Origin of the sequence: Bacillus sp. GZB (assembly GCF_001975995.1) — a bacterium.
Lineage (GTDB): Bacteria > Bacillota > Bacilli > Bacillales > Bacillaceae > Bacillus > Bacillus velezensis.
This window is the reverse complement of sequence record NZ_MTQG01000010.1, coordinates 706,836-722,719: the sequence shown is the minus strand read 5'-3', so window position 1 is coordinate 722,719 and position 15,884 is coordinate 706,836. Positions and strand designations below refer to the sequence as shown.

General features: G+C 46.7%; 14 protein-coding genes. 2 read left to right on the top strand and 12 right to left on the bottom strand.

The window, feature by feature from the left end:
• Positions 1–123: 123 nt before the first annotated feature.
• On the bottom strand, positions 124–1,164 hold the full coding sequence (locus tag BXO87_RS03850; protein ID WP_015388277.1) for a CAP domain-containing protein: 1,041 nt from the start codon (positions 1,162–1,164) through the stop codon (positions 124–126).
• An 84-nt stretch (positions 1,165–1,248) separates the two neighbouring features.
• On the bottom strand, positions 1,249–1,692 hold the full coding sequence (locus tag BXO87_RS03845; RefSeq protein ID WP_038457909.1) for a CBS domain-containing protein: 444 nt from the start codon (positions 1,690–1,692) through the stop codon (positions 1,249–1,251).
• Positions 1,693–1,832: 140 nt separating this feature from the next.
• On the opposite strand from BXO87_RS03845, the gene BXO87_RS03840 reads away from it, so the two are divergent.
• Positions 1,833–2,192 carry a YugN family protein gene (locus tag BXO87_RS03840; RefSeq protein ID WP_007409688.1) on the top strand — a complete coding sequence of 120 codons (360 nt, stop codon included), beginning with the start codon at positions 1,833–1,835 and terminating at the stop codon, positions 2,190–2,192.
• A 34-nt stretch (positions 2,193–2,226) separates the two neighbouring features.
• Here BXO87_RS03840 and ctaG read toward each other — a convergent pair whose 3' ends face one another.
• The 6 genes from ctaG to cyoE form a co-directional block, all read right to left on the bottom strand.
• Positions 2,227–3,111 carry a cytochrome c oxidase assembly factor CtaG gene (ctaG, locus tag BXO87_RS03835; RefSeq protein WP_108654828.1) on the bottom strand — a complete coding sequence of 295 codons (885 nt, stop codon included), beginning with the start codon at positions 3,109–3,111 and terminating at the stop codon, positions 2,227–2,229.
• A gap of 24 nt (positions 3,112–3,135) precedes the next feature.
• Complete coding sequence (gene ctaF / locus BXO87_RS03830) at positions 3,136–3,468, bottom strand: cytochrome c oxidase subunit IVB (RefSeq protein ID WP_007409686.1); 333 nt, start codon at positions 3,466–3,468, stop codon at positions 3,136–3,138.
• 2 nt (positions 3,469–3,470) lie between these two features.
• Positions 3,471–4,094 carry a cytochrome c oxidase subunit III gene (gene ctaE, locus BXO87_RS03825; RefSeq protein WP_003154482.1) on the bottom strand — a complete coding sequence of 208 codons (624 nt, stop codon included), beginning with the start codon at positions 4,092–4,094 and terminating at the stop codon, positions 3,471–3,473.
• Positions 4,094–5,962, bottom strand: a complete 1,869-nt coding sequence (gene ctaD, locus BXO87_RS03820; RefSeq protein ID WP_038457906.1) for a cytochrome c oxidase subunit I — start codon at positions 5,960–5,962, stop codon at positions 4,094–4,096. Before ctaD ends, ctaE begins: the two co-directional genes overlap by 1 nt.
• Before the next feature lie 31 nt (positions 5,963–5,993).
• Entirely contained in the window at positions 5,994–7,064 is a 1,071-nt protein-coding gene (gene coxB, locus BXO87_RS03815) for a cytochrome c oxidase subunit II (protein ID WP_003154484.1), read from the bottom strand.
• Between the two features lie 217 nt (positions 7,065–7,281).
• Entirely contained in the window at positions 7,282–8,199 is a 918-nt protein-coding gene (gene cyoE, locus BXO87_RS03810) for a heme o synthase (protein ID WP_003154486.1), read from the bottom strand.
• A gap of 343 nt (positions 8,200–8,542) precedes the next feature.
• Between cyoE and ctaA the strand changes: the two genes are divergently transcribed.
• A complete protein-coding gene (gene ctaA / locus BXO87_RS03805; RefSeq protein ID WP_007611205.1) occupies positions 8,543–9,469 on the top strand; it encodes a heme A synthase CtaA in 927 nt (308 codons plus the stop codon).
• Between the two features lie 97 nt (positions 9,470–9,566).
• Here the strand turns inward: ctaA and pyc are convergent, their stop codons facing one another.
• The 4 genes from pyc to glsA all read right to left on the bottom strand — a co-directional run bounded on the left by pyc (position 9,567) and on the right by glsA (position 15,823).
• Entirely contained in the window at positions 9,567–13,013 is a 3,447-nt protein-coding gene (gene pyc, locus BXO87_RS03800) for a pyruvate carboxylase (protein WP_038457904.1), read from the bottom strand.
• 75 nt (positions 13,014–13,088) lie between these two features.
• Positions 13,089–14,300 (bottom strand): FtsW/RodA/SpoVE family cell cycle protein, encoded by a 1,212-nt coding sequence (locus tag BXO87_RS03795; protein WP_015239798.1) that lies wholly within the window; start codon positions 14,298–14,300, stop codon positions 13,089–13,091.
• Positions 14,301–14,504: 204 nt separating this feature from the next.
• On the bottom strand, positions 14,505–14,786 hold the full coding sequence (locus BXO87_RS03790) for an Fpa/YlaN family protein (RefSeq protein ID WP_003154494.1): 282 nt from the start codon (positions 14,784–14,786) through the stop codon (positions 14,505–14,507).
• 107 nt (positions 14,787–14,893) lie between these two features.
• Complete coding sequence (glsA, locus tag BXO87_RS03785; protein WP_038457903.1) at positions 14,894–15,823, bottom strand: glutaminase A; 930 nt, start codon at positions 15,821–15,823, stop codon at positions 14,894–14,896.
• Positions 15,824–15,884: the final 61 nt, after the last annotated feature.

The window sequence follows — 15,884 nt, the reverse complement described above, 5'->3', positions numbered from 1 at the left end:
TCGGTTCATGCGCCTTAATGTTCGCCTAAATTGCGAAAAAAAGCAGGTATATTTTTTTCAGCAGGAGCGCCGCTCGCGAAAAAACATAAAAAAACCGCGGGGGACGCGCCCCTCTGCGGTTTTTTACTGCCAAGGCTTAATGAAGTTTTGCGTATAATACTTCCGGTCCACGCCGACACCGAGGTGCGTATAATCCGGGCTTAACAGCGCCTTTCTGTGGCCTTCGCTGTTCAGCCAGCCCTCCACGGCTGCAGGACCGTCCACATAGTTGTAGGCAATATTTTCACCGGCCTCCCGGTATTTCACATCGCCTTTCTCCAAGCGATCCTTCAGAGTCCCGTATTTCTTTGAGACGTGAGAGAAATACTTGTTATCCTTCATGTCCTTGCTGTGGCCGAATGCCACTTTTGCGGCGCCTTCGTCCCATTTCAGCCTTGCAAGTCCGTGTTTCACGCGGATGACATTTGTAATATCGAGAATCTGCTGCTCACTCGCTCGTTCAATGTCGTTCCATTTTTTATCAGAAACAGGTTCGGGTTCTGTCAGCTTTCCTCTGTACATGACTTCATACGGCCTTTGTTTCACAAGTGTTTCCGCATCAAATGCCCTGATGCTTGACAGATTCCCGTCAAATTTGTCCATGTACAGCTGAACATACATTCCGCCTATCTTGACGGTAGGACGGGTATTGATATCTTCTTCAGAAAACTCGAACCGATACGTGTTTCCCTTGTCAGTCACATTGACAAAAGGAGAAACCTGCGTCGTTTTAAAAACTTCGCCCGTCGATTCGCCGATCTTAAACGGTTTTGCGTTGATGCCGCTTCCCGAAGCGTATAAAGTCACGGCTTTATCATTCAAAATACCGACTTGTACGTATTGGTCTTTCCCCTGGTTGTACACCCACCACTCGTAATCGTAGGCAGAAGGATCTTTCCGGGACGGTTCCCCAAGTTTCTTTTTCACATCGGCGGCAGATTTCCCCATGAGAGAAAGCAGTCCGGATGACGGCATTTTCAGCCGTTTTCCGCTCTCTTCTTCATTGGAAACCTGAGGCTCCTCCTGATCCGTCTTTTTCTGAGGAGCCGATCCATATTGTATAAACAGAACATACGCTCCGTAAATAAGCAAAAGGATAACGAGAGCCCTTGCGATATTTTTCAACCTCTCACCCCCATATATTCAAACCGTTCTGTTTTTGTTTACTCTTATACAGTACAGCCTATTTGCATCGTCCGTGATTTATGTTTAATGGATAAACCCCTCCGGACCGCCGTCTTCAGAAATGTCAGACAGCGCCCGGCCTGCTTGCTCATTTGATTGCTCGGCCAACGAAAGATCGCCGAGCGTAACAATGCCGACCAGTTTTTTATCCTTTGTGACGGGAATTCTTCTGAGCTGATGTTCAGCCATCAAATGGAGCACCCCCTCCACAGAGGCGTCTTCTTCTGCACTGATAACCCGCTCTGTCATTGCGTCGGTTATTTTTTGAGAGTTCGGCTTTTTTGAAGCAATTCCCCGTAATACGAGATCTCTGTCTGTCACGATCCCGACAAGGGTGGCGCCGTCTTCATCCACTATCGGAATGGCGCCGACATCCGCGTCTTTCATCTTCACCGCAGCTTCATATACATTATCTAATACTGTACAATATTGCAAGTCTGACGTCATGAGCTTATTGATCTTTGTCATTGCGGAATTCCTCCTTTTTTCTGCTACTATTGTCGTCAAATTTTTCTTTTTGCATACTTTCACCGTATGAATCATTGAAAGTGTAACGCTTTCATACTATGATTGTCAGGAAAGGGCATTTTTAAAAGGAGGGGGAAGGTTTGAAGTTTGAAAACAGCGGTCTTGAAGGGGTAACAGCGGAGCTCAGCCGCTTGAATGATCTGATGGAAGGTAAAGGGCTCATTCTGGCTGGACAATGGGATTATGAAAGAGTGACTTACGACAAAAAGTTTTCAGTACCTGAGGGGACATTTTATCTGCGGATTCAAGGAACGGCAAAAGAGGGCGATGTCGGCGGCAGCCGGGCCGTGATTCAGCTGAAGGCCCCTCTTTTAGGAAAGCATTATTATCCGCACGGCGTAGAATACGGCAGCGCTGAAGAATTTCCGGAACATGTCGTCGCTGAAAGCAAAGCTTTACTGCTTGAATTAGAAGAGTCATTAAAAACAGTGCAAATGTAATAAAAAAGTACAGCATATTCTGCTGTACTTTTTTTCATGAGACGGTATGCTCGATATACGGCGGCTCTGACAGCGTATCTTTTTCCCGTTCCGTTCTGACCCACTGAAAAAAGATGACAGCCAAATATGTTCCGTAGACCGCCTCTTGAATGATTTTCATCAGTACTGCCCCAAGCTGCTGATCTTCCAGAGGAGGCAGCGTGTTGAACATCTCCGGTCCGGATAAAGGGATCTCCTCCAGCAAATCTAAAGGAACGCAAAGCTTCATTGCTTCGGCCCAAGCCGCCGGATCTGTATACGTGGCATACATGGGCGCCCCGCTGAACATAATGAGCGCGCAGGCCGGCGTTAACAGAATCCCGTCTGCCATAATATACCCCAGCTTCATTAAACCGCTGAGACGGGGCAGACCGTCCACCTTATGCACAAGCGGCCACCACATAAAAAACGCCGTTACAAAGATGAGTCCGTTCATCAGCGCGTGATACAGCGAATCCGTTTTGACGAAATCAAATATAAACGGGATGTGATACAGTGAAAAAATACCGTTAAACAGCACTAATGCGATAAGCGGCATTGAAAAGAACGAAAACAGCGGCTTTACGACAGGACGGAAGATCAGTTTCTTCCATGCCCAGCCGGGAATTCCGGAAATCAACAGCGGCGGTACGACTAAAAACAGAACCGCCATCTGCGTCATATGAGCACTGAACATCACATGGCCCAATAAATCAACCGGACTTCCCGCAGCCGTGTAAAAAAATAGCGCGGAAAGCACAAACAGCACCTTCTCCTTAGCGGCCACACGTCCTTTATGCCGGCTGCACCAGTAAAAGTAAACACCTGTTATCACGGCAGTTATACAAAACAGATACGGGCTCCACATTGCGCGAAACCCGAACATTTCCAAATTAATCAAATCTCTCACTCCCCGCCGTCCCGATTACCACCAAATAATCGTGACAAATGCAAGCACGGTGATAAACGCGACAAATATTCCCGAATACAGAAATAATGACGGCGCTTCATGCCCCTTCTGGCTCATATGCATAAAGTAAAACAGCTGAAAGATGACCTGGATGACCGCAAGCAGGATCAGAAACGGCATCGTAAACCATCCGGCAATGCCGTCAGCAGCCACCGTCAAAAACGCGACAAGCGTAAGGCCGATCATCAAACCGAAGGATATGACCTGATATTTCATCTCCTCGGCATTTTTCTTTTTCCGATATTCGAGATCCGTACTGACAGTCCCTCTGTTTTTGTTATCGTCCATCGTTATCCCACCATCCCCATCAAATATACAACGGTAAAGATAAAGACCCACACGACATCGATAAAATGCCAATATAAGCTGGCCACATAATATTTCGGCGCATTATAAAGGCTGAGCCCTCTTTTCGCATTCCGAATCATAAGCGCGCTGATCCACAACAGCCCGAACGCCACGTGTGCTCCGTGTGTGCCGACGAGCGTGTAAAACGCTGAGCCGAGCGCAGAGCTTGTAATGGTAAAGCCGAATTCGTGAGTGTAATGCATAAATTCATAGATTTCCACCCCTAAAAATCCTGCTCCCAATAAAACGGTAACCAAAAGCCACACCTGCATTTTTTTAAAGGAGAAATTCTTCATATGATACATCGCATACACACTCGTTAAGCTGCTCGTTAAAAGAAGCATCGTCGCGATAAATACGATCGGCAGCTCAAACATCTCAGCCGTTGACGGCCCTCCGGCTTTAGATTCCCGTAAAGCAAGGAATGTTGCAAATAGCGAGGCGAACAGAACCGTTTCCCCGCCGAGAAACAGCCAAAATCCCAAAAACTTATTTTTCCCTTCCAGCGTTGCTTTTTCAGGAGAAGCCGGAAAGGTTTCAGCCGTCATTTTTTCCTGCAGCTGCATTACGCCTTCACCCCTTTATCATCATTCGGCAGATCTTCTTTGTGAATATGATAGCCGTAATCATCGACCACAGAGCGAAGCAGCATGGTAAAGAATGTGATGCCGAGCCCTATGAAGATAACCGGAAGCCCCCATGAATAATCGGAGTGGTATAAAAACCCAAACGCTGCGACAAACAGCCCGAAAGATATGATAAACGGCATGATGGATCCGTTCGGCATATGAATGTCCTCTACAGGCTCTGCAGGCGCCATCCCTTCATTTCCGGCCTGCTTTTCAATCCACAGCGGGTCAAGTCCCCGGACAAACGGAAGCTGTTTAAAATTATATTCCGGCGGCGGCGAAGAGACCGCCCATTCAAGCGTACGACCGTCCAGCCACGGGTCGTTCCCGACGTATTTCCCCTTTATTGAGGTATAAATAATATTGACGACGAGTAAAGCAGCCGCGCCCGCCATGAAAAACGCGCCGATTGAACTGATCAGGTTGCCGGTATCAAGCCCCTGGCCGGGCAGATATGTGTAAACGCGCCGCGGCATTCCCATCAAACCGAGGAAATGCTGAATGAAGAAGGTAAGATGAAACCCGATAAAAAATAAGACGAACGAAATTTTCCCCATCGTTTCATGAAGCACCTTCCCGAACATTTTCGGCCACCAGAAATGCACGCCCGCCAGGATGCCGAACACAACGCCGCCGATAATGACGTAGTGGAAATGCGCTACGACAAAATACGTATCATGGAACTGATAATCTGCCGCTGCGGCCGCCAGCATGACACCCGTGACTCCTCCGAGTACGAAAGAAGGAATAAAGGCGACGGCATACAGCATAGGCGTCGTGAATTTGACGTTTCCTCCCCAGATGGTCAAAAGCCAGTTGAAAATTTTAATGCCGGTAGGCACCGCGATCGCCATCGTCGCAACTGCAAATATCGCATTAGCGATCGGTCCGAGTCCCGTCGTAAACATGTGGTGAACCCAAACCATGAACCCGAGAAAGCCGATCAGCACGATCGCAAAGACCATAGACGAATAACCGAACAGACGTTTCCTTGCAAATACGGGAATGATTTCTGAAAAAATCCCAAAGGCGGGAAGAATTAAAATGTATACTTCCGGATGCCCGAAAATCCAAAACAGATGCTCCCAGATTATCGTATTGCCTCCCAATTCAGGATTAAAGAAATTGGTTCCGAACAAACGATCCAGCATCATCAGCGCCAAACCGACGGTGAGCGGAGGAAATGCGAATAAAATGAGTGCCGACGCCACAAATGTCGTCCACGTAAACAGCGGCAGTCTCATATACGTCAAACCCGGCGCCCTCATATTAATAATCGTGGCGAGAAAATTGATCCCCGCAATGAGCGTACCTAAGCCTGATATTTGCAGGCCGAGCACGAAAAAGTCTATGCCGTGCCCTTTCGAATTCAGCGCAAGCGACGCATACGACGTCCAGCCTGCATCAGGAGCGCCTCCTAAAAACCAGCTCAGATTCAAAAAGATGCCTCCGAAGAAAAACAGCCAAAATCCGAGCGCATTCAAAAATGGGAATGATACATCACGCGCCCCGATCTGCAGCGGCACAACCGCATTCATCAGCCCGAATAACAGCGGCATCGCCGCCAGGAAGATCATTGTCGTGCCGTGCATCGTCATAATTTCATTAAATTGCTGCGCACCCATAAAATCGTTCCCCGGCCTCAAGAGCTGAATCCTGATAAGCATGGCCTCAAGTCCGCCGACGACGAAGAAAAATCCCCCGGCGATCATATATAAAATCGCGATTTTCTTATGGTCAACCGTCGTCAAATAATCCCAAAGCAAAGAGCTTTTTCTTTGCTTTCCTGTAAGCGTATTCATCATTTACGACCTCCCCCCTGATATCTCCCTGTCCTCACTTGTTCTCCGCTTTCAGCCCTTTTAAATATTCATACAGCGCATCCGTTTCAGCGTCCGAGAGCTTCGGATAAGTGCCTGTCATTTTATTGCCCGGTTTAATGCTGTCCGGATTTTTCAGCCAGGCTTTTATATTCTCTTTATTCGCATCCTTAATGCCGGCCACTTTGACCCGTTCACCGAAGGTAGCGAGGTTCGGAGCCGTTCTTGCCGCTTCAGCCCGTTTATCATTGGGCTCAACCGCATGACAGCTCAGGCAGTTTTTTTCCTTAAACAGCTCTTCTCCTTGCGCGGCTAAACCGGAATCTGTTGTATGCTTATAATTTTTCATCGCTTTCGTCCATTGTTTAAATTCTTTTGACGGCAGCGGTTTCACTTTGAAATCCATCAGCGCATGTGAAGGTCCGCACAGCTCTGCGCATTTCCCGAAGAAATATTCTCCCGCTTCTTTGCTGCGTTTAGAATCGAAAGTCAGAAAGAAAGTATTATCATTATCCGTATTCGTATCGATTTTTCCCCCGGCTGACGGAATCCAGAAAGAGTGTTTCACATCTGAGGACTTCAGCTTGAAATAGACGCGTTCATCTGTGGGAACGATCAGCTCCTGACTTGTCACAAACCCGTAATCAGGATACTCGAATTCCCACCAGTATAAATTCGCCCTTACATTAATCACGAGCGCATCCTCTGCTTTACGGTTTTTCTTATCCATCGGCGACGTATCCGCCAGCGCCAATGTATCGATGACAACCGGAATGACAAGAATAATCAGAAGCAGGATCGGAATAACGGTCCAAGTGATTTCTAAAAAACGGTTCCCCTCCACCTGTTTCGGTATCGTGTCTTCCCCTATACGCGACCGTCTGAATCTCACAATGACGTAAAAGAAAATAACTGCTACGACCGCAACGACGACAACCATGATAAGTGTGCTGAGCACCGTCAGATCATATTGTTTATCAGCCACTTCGCCGGCAGGCTTGAGTGTGGACAGAAACGGTTTTCCACAGCCGCTCAATAAAAGCGGCACTAAGGCTAATAATGATAAAAGACGCCAACGCTTTAACATTTCACCCAACCCCTTTTTTGAATCAGTACGAGATGCACAAGCAGTAAAACTGCTTCCAGCCGAAATACTTCATTTCCTCATTTCTTAAAATATGAGATTTTTTACTTAAAATTCCATCTATGTATAAAAGCAAAGCCGCCTGATTAAACAAAAGGTCAAGGCGGCGTTTACTAGTTGTCATTGTTTGTTTTGGCGATCAAACAAGCTCATTATTCAATTAAAACAGCGTGAAGACCACCATCGCTACAAAATAAATGGTCATGTAATTAAGCGAATAGACAAACATAAGAGTTGCCCACTTCATGATGTTTTTCATGCGGAATCCCATCAGTCCGAGAACAAGCCATCCGACATTCAGCAAAGTGCCGAGAATGACGATCGGAAGACCGAGACTGCCGAGGAAAAACGGAAGCGGCAGCAGGCATGCGACCCAGACGATAATCTGTCTTTTCGTCACTTCAAAGCCGTGCACTACCGGAAGCATCGGAATATTCGCTGCTCTGTAATCTTCCGTCTTCTTAATCGCAAGCGCTAAAAAGTGCGGAATCTGCCAGATGAATAAAATCATGAATAAAACCCACGCGACAACACCGATGTGTCCTTCAACCGCTGTCCAGCCGATTAACGGCGGCACGGCGCCTGATACACTTCCGACAACCGTATTAATCGTATAACGGCGTTTCGTCCACATTGTATAAAGAACAACGTACGTAAACACGCCGATAAAACCGATGACTGCTGCCATCACGGTGGTCATCAAAAGCATGATAAGTCCTAAAGCAATGAGTAAAATTCCTGACCACAGCGCTTGATTCGGCTGAATCTTTCCGGTTACCGTCGGTCTTACTTTCGTGCGTTCCATTAAATGATCAATATCACGGTCATAATAGTTGTTAACCGCACAAGAACCGGCGATGATCAAAGATGATCCTATTAATGTAAGAAGCACGGTGTTTAAATTGCCTAAAAAACTCAGACCGGATATATGTAACGCAAGCCACATGCCGGTAAAAGTCGTAATTAAATTCGAATTGACGATTCCTATTTTGATAAGCGAAAGGAAATCCTTCCATGCCGTCGTCTCTTCAATCTGTCCGTCTATAGCTGTATCGTTTAAAATTCTGGAATTAGCCATAACGTAAACCTCCCTTACAAACCTAAAGCAGGTTTTTTAAGACCTGCAACTCTATCATACAAGATAATGACCTGTAAAAAAACATCCTCTTAAATATTAAACGAGAAACAGGAATTTATTTGTGAACTTTTTATGAATTTTACCATACCCGCCGGTTTCATAATAAAGCGGTTACTTTATTTCTATCAGACCCATCTGGAATAATCAACCCCATTATCTAAGAAGTCCTGATTCTATTATATTTTTGTGAACAAACAGAATTGAGAATTGCCACAAAACACATATTCGCTTACACTTGGTACGTATATCATTTTGTCCAGTTTGTTAAGAAGGTGAATGTAAAATGAATAAAGCTTTGAAAGCGCTCGGCGTGCTGACGACATTCGTTATGCTCGTCGTGCTGATCGGCGGCGCTCTTGTCACAAAGACAGGATCGGGTCTCGGATGCGGAAGGCAGTGGCCGCTTTGCCACGGCCGGTTTTTCCCGGAGCTTAACGCCGCTTCTATCATTGAATGGAGCCACAGACTCGCAAGCGGTGTCTCAATCGTTCTCGTGCTGAGTCTCGCTTTTTGGGCATGGAGAAAAGTCACGCCTGTTTTCCGTGAAACAACCTTTCTCGCCATTATGTCCATTATCTTTTTGTTTTTACAGGCGCTTCTCGGCGCATTAGCGGTTGTTTTCGGATCAAATGCGCTCGTTATGGCGCTTCATTTCGGCATATCGCTGATTTCATTCGCTTCTGTTCTGATTTTGACGCTGCTCATATTCGAAGCTGATAAATCAGACAAAAAGCTCGTCAAGCCGCTCAGAATCGGCAGGAAAATGCAGTTTCATATGATCGGCCTTTCGATTTACACGTATATCGTCGTTTATACGGGAGCTTATGTGCGCCATACGAAATCAAGCCTTGCCTGCCCTGACGTTCCGCTTTGCAGCAGGCTGAACCACGGGCTTCCGTCTCATTTTCAGGAATGGGTGCAGATGGGCCACAGAACGGCAGCGCTGCTTCTGTTCGTATGGATTCTTGTCGCTTTTGCGCATGCGGTGCGCTCCTACAAAGATCAAAAACAGATTCTTGGGGGCTGGATAGCGGCTCTTGCCTTTGTTGTATTACAGGCGCTCTCCGGAATCATGGTTGTTTATTCAGAAATGGCCACCGGCTTTGCACTTGCCCATTCGCTCTTTATTGCCGGCCTGTTCGGCGTCTTATGCTATTTCTTATTATTAATCGCCCGCTTCCGCTATGAATCAAAACAACGGAACATCTGAGGCACAGAAAAGGCCGAAGCATTAGAGCTTCGGCCTTTTTACATATAAAAAACCTGATCGCACACGGGGGCGGATCAGGTTTTTTCATGTTCATTTTTTACGCTTTTTCAATTTCGATCAGTAAATCGCCTGTCTGAATCGGTTCACCGTTTTTCACATGAATCTGCTGTATCGTCCCGGAGAACGGCGCCTGTACCGTCGTTTCCATTTTCATCGCTTCATTAATCATCAGATGATCGCCTTTATTCACCTTTGCCCCGGTTTCCGTTAACAATTTAATGACGGTTCCCGGCATGGATGCCGCAATGTGGCTTGGGTTTGTCCGATCTGCTTTTAATTTTTCCTGTACGGACGATTTAATGCTTTCATCTTTAATGACCACCTCGCGCGGCTGGCCGTTCAATTCGAAATAAACGACACGTGTCGCATCCGGCTGCGGTTCACCGATAGATACAAGCTTCACGATCAGCGTTTTTCCGCGCTCGATCTCCACTTCGATTTCTTCACCAAGTGTCATGCCGTAGAAGAAAGTCGGTGTGTCTAATACGGAAATATCACCGAAGCGTTCAGCCGTTTTAACATATTCAGTAAACACCTTCGGATAAAGAGCATACGCGATTGCGTCCTGATCACTCAATTCCATCTGATGTGTTTCTTTCCATTCTTCTTTAATGCCTTCAAAAGATACCGGTTCAAGCAGCTCACCCGGTCTTACCGTGATCGGCGTCTGTCCTTTCAGAACGAGCTTTTGCAGTTTTTCCGGAAATCCGCCGTGCGGCTGGCCGATCTGCCCTTTAAAGAGCTCAACGACTGAATCCGGAAAATCAAGCGTTTCGCCTTTATCATAAACATCTTGTTCTGTTAAATTGTTTTGCACCATGTAAAGCGCCATATCTCCGACGACTTTGGAAGAAGGTGTTACTTTCACGACGTCGCCGAACATGCGGTTGACGACGCTGTACATGTCTTTCACCTCATTCCAGCGATCACCCAGGCCGACTCCTTTTGCCTGCTGCTGCAGATTACTGTACTGGCCGCCCGGCATTTCATGATTATAAATCTCAGTATGCGGAGACTTCATCCCGCTTTCAAATTCACTGTAATACTGACGGACGGATTCCCAGTATTGCGACAGTCTTTCCACCTGCCGGACATCCATTTCAGGACGGCGGCTGTTTCCTTCAAGGGCATGATAAAATCCGCTTGCGCTCGGCTGTGAAGTCAGACCCGCCATTGAGCTGACGGCGACATCCACGATGTCCACACCCGCTTCAACAGCTTTGGCATAGAGAAAGACGCCATTGCCGCTCGTATCATGCGTGTGAAGATGAACGGGAATATCAATCGTTTCCTTCAGCGCTGAGATAAGTTCGTATGCGGCTTGAGGTTTCAAAAGACCGGCCATGTCTTTAATACCGAGAATGTGCGCACCAGACGCCTCAAGCTCTTTCGCCATAGAAAGATAATATTTCAAATCATATTTCGTCCGGGTCTTATCAAGAATATCTCCCGTGTAACAAATCGCAGCCTCCGCCACTTTTCCGGTTTCACGGACGGCATCGATGGCCAGCGTCATCCCTTTTACCCAGTTCAGGCTGTCAAAGATCCGGAATACGTCAATACCTGACTCCGCTGACTGCCGGACAAATTTTTGGATGACATTGTCCGGATAGTTTGTATAACCGACGGCATTTGATGAACGAAGGAGCATCTGGAACAATGTGTTCGGCACTTCTTTGCGAAGATCTTCAAGGCGTTTCCAAGGGTCTTCTTTTAAGAAACGGTACGCTACATCAAATGTCGCGCCTCCCCACATTTCAAGGCTGAACAGTTCAGGCCACAGGGCAGCCGTAGGATTCGCGATTTTTTTCAAATCATTGGATCTGATCCGGGTTGCAAGCAGAGACTGATGGGCATCCCTGAACGTTGTATCGGTCAGGAGCACGGATTTTTGCTCTTTCACCCAGTCAGCAAGCCCCTTAGCGCCTCTTTCGTCAAGGATCTGTTTCGTACCGCTTGCCGGCTTTTCTTCGATACCTAACGTAACGGTCTGAGGCTTATCAAATGCAGGTTTTTCTTTTTTCCCGATTCCCGGAAAACCGTTCACCGTGACATTGCCGATATAGGAAAGCATTTTTGTTCCGCGGTCCTTCTGTTTTGGGAAAACAAACAGCTCAGGCGTTGTGTCGATAAACGATGTGTCGTATTGGCCCGTCAGGAATTTTTCATGCTTTGCCACGTTTTCAAGAAACGGAATATTGGTCTTAATGCCTCTGATCCGGAATTCCTGCAGGTTGCGGACCATTTTTGCTGATGCCTGTTCAAACGTCAGCGCCCATGTCGACAGCTTGACGAGCAGTGAATCATAGTAAGGCGTAATGACGGCGCCCTGGAAGCTGTTTCCCGTATCAAGGCGGACGCCGAAGCCGCCGCCTGAGCGGTAAGCCATAATTTTACCCGTGTCAGGCATAAAGTCATTCAGCGGATCTTCAGTGGTCACACGTGATTGTATCGCATACCCGTTTGTAAAAATGTCTTTCTGCTCAGGGATATTGACGGCACGGCTGTGGAGTCCGTAGCCCTGCGCGACGAGGATTTGCGTCTGAACGATATCAACCCCCGTTATCATTTCCGTAATCGTATGCTCCACTTGCACGCGCGGGTTCACTTCAATAAAGTAAAATTCACCGCCCGCTACGAGAAATTCCACGGTCCCCGCGTTGATATAGCCGACATTTTTCGCAAGCGCCACAGCCGCTTCACAGATTTCGTCCCTTAATTCAGGCTGCAAAGATACACTCGGCGCCACCTCAATGACCTTTTGATGGCGTCTCTGAACGGAACAGTCCCGCTCATACAGATGGACGACATTGCCTTCTTTATCTCCGATCACCTGAACTTCAATATGCTTAGGATTTTCGATCAGTTTTTCAACATACACTTCATCGTTTCCGAATGCGGCTTTCGCTTCTGATTTGGCCCGCTCAAACGATTCTTTCAATTCGCTTTCACTTCGGACGATTCTCATTCCGCGGCCTCCGCCTCCGAGCGATGCTTTAATAATAAACGGAAATCCGTGGACTTTTGCGAATTGTTCGACATCTTTTAATGTTTCAGCCGGTCCGTCACTCCCCGGAATAACGGGGATGCCGGCTTTTTCTGCCTGCTCCCTCGCCTTTACCTTATCTCCGAACATATCCAAATGCGCTGACGTCGGTCCGATAAATACGATGCCCTCTTCTTCACAGCGTCTCGCAAATTGGATATTTTCAGAGAGAAATCCGTAGCCCGGATGAATGGCATCAACACCGTTTCTTTTTGCGATCTCAATAATCCCTTCAATATCAAGATACGCATCAATCGGTTTTTTGCCTTCTCCCACAAGATAAGCTTCATCCGCTTTATAGCGATGATAGGAGCCCGAATCTTCTTTTGAATAAACGGCTACCGTTCTGATGTTCAATTCTGTGCACGCCCGGAAAATCCGGATCGCAATTTCTCCCCTGTTTGCTACTAACACTTTTTGGATGGATTGTTGTGACAAACTTTTCTCCCCCTTGGCCTAATAAATATGTAGTTTATAATAAAGGAATATCCGTTCTGTGTATACACTTGTTTTTTAGAGATACACAGATTTTTCCGTCTGCCGTCTTTTTACCCCCTTAGACGGAACGGGCTCCCTCTTTTTCTTCTTTTCTGAGTACTTGACATGCATGCTGACATTCACCAATATACCGGCGCTCATTAATAACAACAACATTGATGAGCCCCCGTAGCTGATAAACGGCAGCGGAACACCTGTAATCGGAATTAAGCCGCTGACACCGCCGAGATTGATAAAAGTCTGAATCGCAATCATGCTGGATATCCCGATTGCCAAAAGGCTCCCGAACGGATCTTCACATTTTCTCGCAATATAAAAACCTTTTAACACGACAAAAGCCAGCAGTACAATGACAAACAGGACGCCGAAAATGCCGAGCTCCTCTGAAATAACCGCCATAATAAAGTCTGTATGCGATTCAGGCAGATAACCGTATTTTTGAATGCCTTCTCCAAGACCGAGACCGAAAAAACCGCCTGAGCCGATCGCATAATACGAATTTATAATCTGCAGGCCTGATGTGCTGGCGTATTTAAATGGATTTTCAAGGCTTTCAAACCGGCTCATACGACCGGGTGTCAAAATATCGTCCCATTTCAGATAGATGATCGGGCTGACAAGGAGCAATACGATTCCCGCCATGAGAACCAGCCTGAGCAGGGTCCTTCCGCTGAATCCCGAACACATAATGACGCAAAACGCGATCAGACCGATAATCATTGCCGTTCCGAAGTCGGGCTGAATGGCGATAAGCGCACAAATAACTACGGTGACGATCACCGGCGGAGCAACCCCCGTCAAAAGCTGATCGATGTAGCTTTGTTTCTTTGCGTATACCGCGGCAAGGTACAGTATCAGGGTCAGCTTGACAAATTCCCCCGGCTGAATGGCCATTCCGCCGATTTTAAACCAGCTTTGCGCGTTTCCGGCAACATGTCCGAAAACAAACAGCGCGCAAAGCGCAGCCACTGACGCAAGCAGTATGAATTTCTGAATCTTTTGATGGGCGAACACTTTGTACGGAAAAACGGCCGCGATGATAAACAGCACAAACCCCGCGATGACGGCGAACAGCTGCCGTTTAAAGAAATAGTCGCTGCTCACGCCGTAACGCATAACGGCGGTAATCATGCTTGAGCTGTATACCATTACCAATCCGAAACAGCACAGCAGAATGATAGCGCATATCAATGAATAATCGTAAGATTTTAACATTCTTTTAAACATAACATCCTCTTTCCTGCTTAAAGCTTACGTTTAATACCTATAGCGTATTATATTTTACTATAATTCATAAACAATTTACGCAGTTTCTTTATAGTTTTTCGGATGAAATGCAGATTAAGAGACCGTCTTACGAAAAGAAGATGCAAAAAAACGGTTTACGGTTATAAAAAAACCCAAACCGTTGAATAGTTTGAGTTTGATCATTTATTTTCCTGTAAACGCGTCATGCAAAGCAGACAGTTCTCTTTCAAGTCTGTCCAGCAGCTCTTTGCCGTCGTTTTCGTCAACTAATCCCAGGCGGACAGCAAAATCGATTTCCCTCGACAGTCCGAACATCTGAGTATCCAAGACCTCTTCATACAGAGGACATTGAGGCATCGTTAAGTTATCCATTTGTACTCGGATCAGCTTCAAAATCTTCTCAGCATCTAACTTTAACAGCTCGAATGCTTTCTGCTGATGGTCAACTATAATCTCTGAAGCCAAAAGTATCCCTCCGTTCCCCAGGCGAGTACCTAATTCTTCTATTTATCATAAAGGGTATCAGGTGAAATTGCAAGAGGATTTAAGCAGATGTTATGATAAAAAATGTTTCAAAAAATACTCAGCCTGTATTTCTCAGACATGATTTCCAAAAGCTTCACACCCGCGATGCTGTTGCCTTTTTCATCAAGCGCCGGGCCGAATATACCGATTCCGAAGTTGTACGGCGAAATGCCCATGATTCCTCCCGAAACGCCGCTTTTAGCGGGAATGCCAACCTTGATTGCGAATTCCCCGCTCGCATTGTACATGCCGCATGTCACCATAAACGTCTTGCAGATTCTCGCCACATCTTTTTTAATGACCTGCTCCCCGGTTTCCGGGTGCTTGCCGTCAAGGGCGAATACACAGCCGATTTTGGCTAAATCCAGACTGCTCATCTTAATCGCGCACTGTTTTGTATACAAATCCATGACCTCTTCAACATCGCCTTTAAAAATGTCATACTGCTTCATGTAATAACACATGGCCCGATTAATCATGGATGAACTGAATTCCGATTCCGCGACATGGCTGCAATATGTAATGTCCTGATTATTCGCAAGTCTTCTGATGAATCCGAGCAGGTAATCCAGGCGGTCTTTCGGCGAATGCCCTTTAATTAAGCCCGTAACGACGAGAGCCCCTGCATTAATCATCGGATTTAAAGGCTTGCCCGGATTCACTGTTTCAAGCTTAATCATGGAATTAAACGGGTCGCCGGTCGGCTCCTGACCCACGCAGCTGAACACCTTTTCCTTTCCGTAATCCATCAGTACGAGCGCCAGAGAAAGCACTTTTGAAATGCTCTGCAGTGTAAATGTCCGGTCGGCGTCTCCTGCCGTCAGACATGTATTTTCCGCATGATAAATTGTGACCGAAAGGCTGTCTTGTTCAGATTCAGCCAGAGCCGGAATATAGTCTGCCACTTTGCCTTCTTCAGTTCTTTTTTTCGCTTCCTGAACTAATGCGTCCAGCTCTTGGTAATGCCGGCATACCATGTCGATCATCCTCACTTCGCTGCCGTTGTATACATCTAATTTGCGACGCAAAGTGACAATT

What these genes read in the sequence shown, in the direction of transcription:
- BXO87_RS03845 (WP_038457909.1), bottom strand. Translation starts at nt 1,692, where the DNA reads ATGACAAAGATCAATAAGCTCATGACGTCAGACTTGCAATATTGTACA.
- ctaF (WP_007409686.1), bottom strand. Translation starts at nt 3,468, where the DNA reads ATGGACGATAACAAAAACAGAGGGACTGTCAGTACGGATCTCGAATAT.
- ctaE (WP_003154482.1), bottom strand. Translation starts at nt 4,094, where the DNA reads ATGCAGCTGCAGGAAAAAATGACGGCTGAAACCTTTCCGGCTTCTCCT.
- ctaD (WP_038457906.1), bottom strand. Translation starts at nt 5,962, where the DNA reads ATGATGAATACGCTTACAGGAAAGCAAAGAAAAAGCTCTTTGCTTTGG.
- coxB (WP_003154484.1), bottom strand. Translation starts at nt 7,064, where the DNA reads ATGTTAAAGCGTTGGCGTCTTTTATCATTATTAGCCTTAGTGCCGCTT.
- cyoE (WP_003154486.1), bottom strand. Translation starts at nt 8,199, where the DNA reads ATGGCTAATTCCAGAATTTTAAACGATACAGCTATAGACGGACAGATT.
- ctaA (WP_007611205.1), top strand. Translation starts at nt 8,543, where the DNA reads ATGAATAAAGCTTTGAAAGCGCTCGGCGTGCTGACGACATTCGTTATG.
- BXO87_RS03795 (WP_015239798.1), bottom strand. Translation starts at nt 14,300, where the DNA reads ATGTTTAAAAGAATGTTAAAATCTTACGATTATTCATTGATATGCGCT.
- glsA (WP_038457903.1), bottom strand. Translation starts at nt 15,823, where the DNA reads ATGGTATGCCGGCATTACCAAGAGCTGGACGCATTAGTTCAGGAAGCG.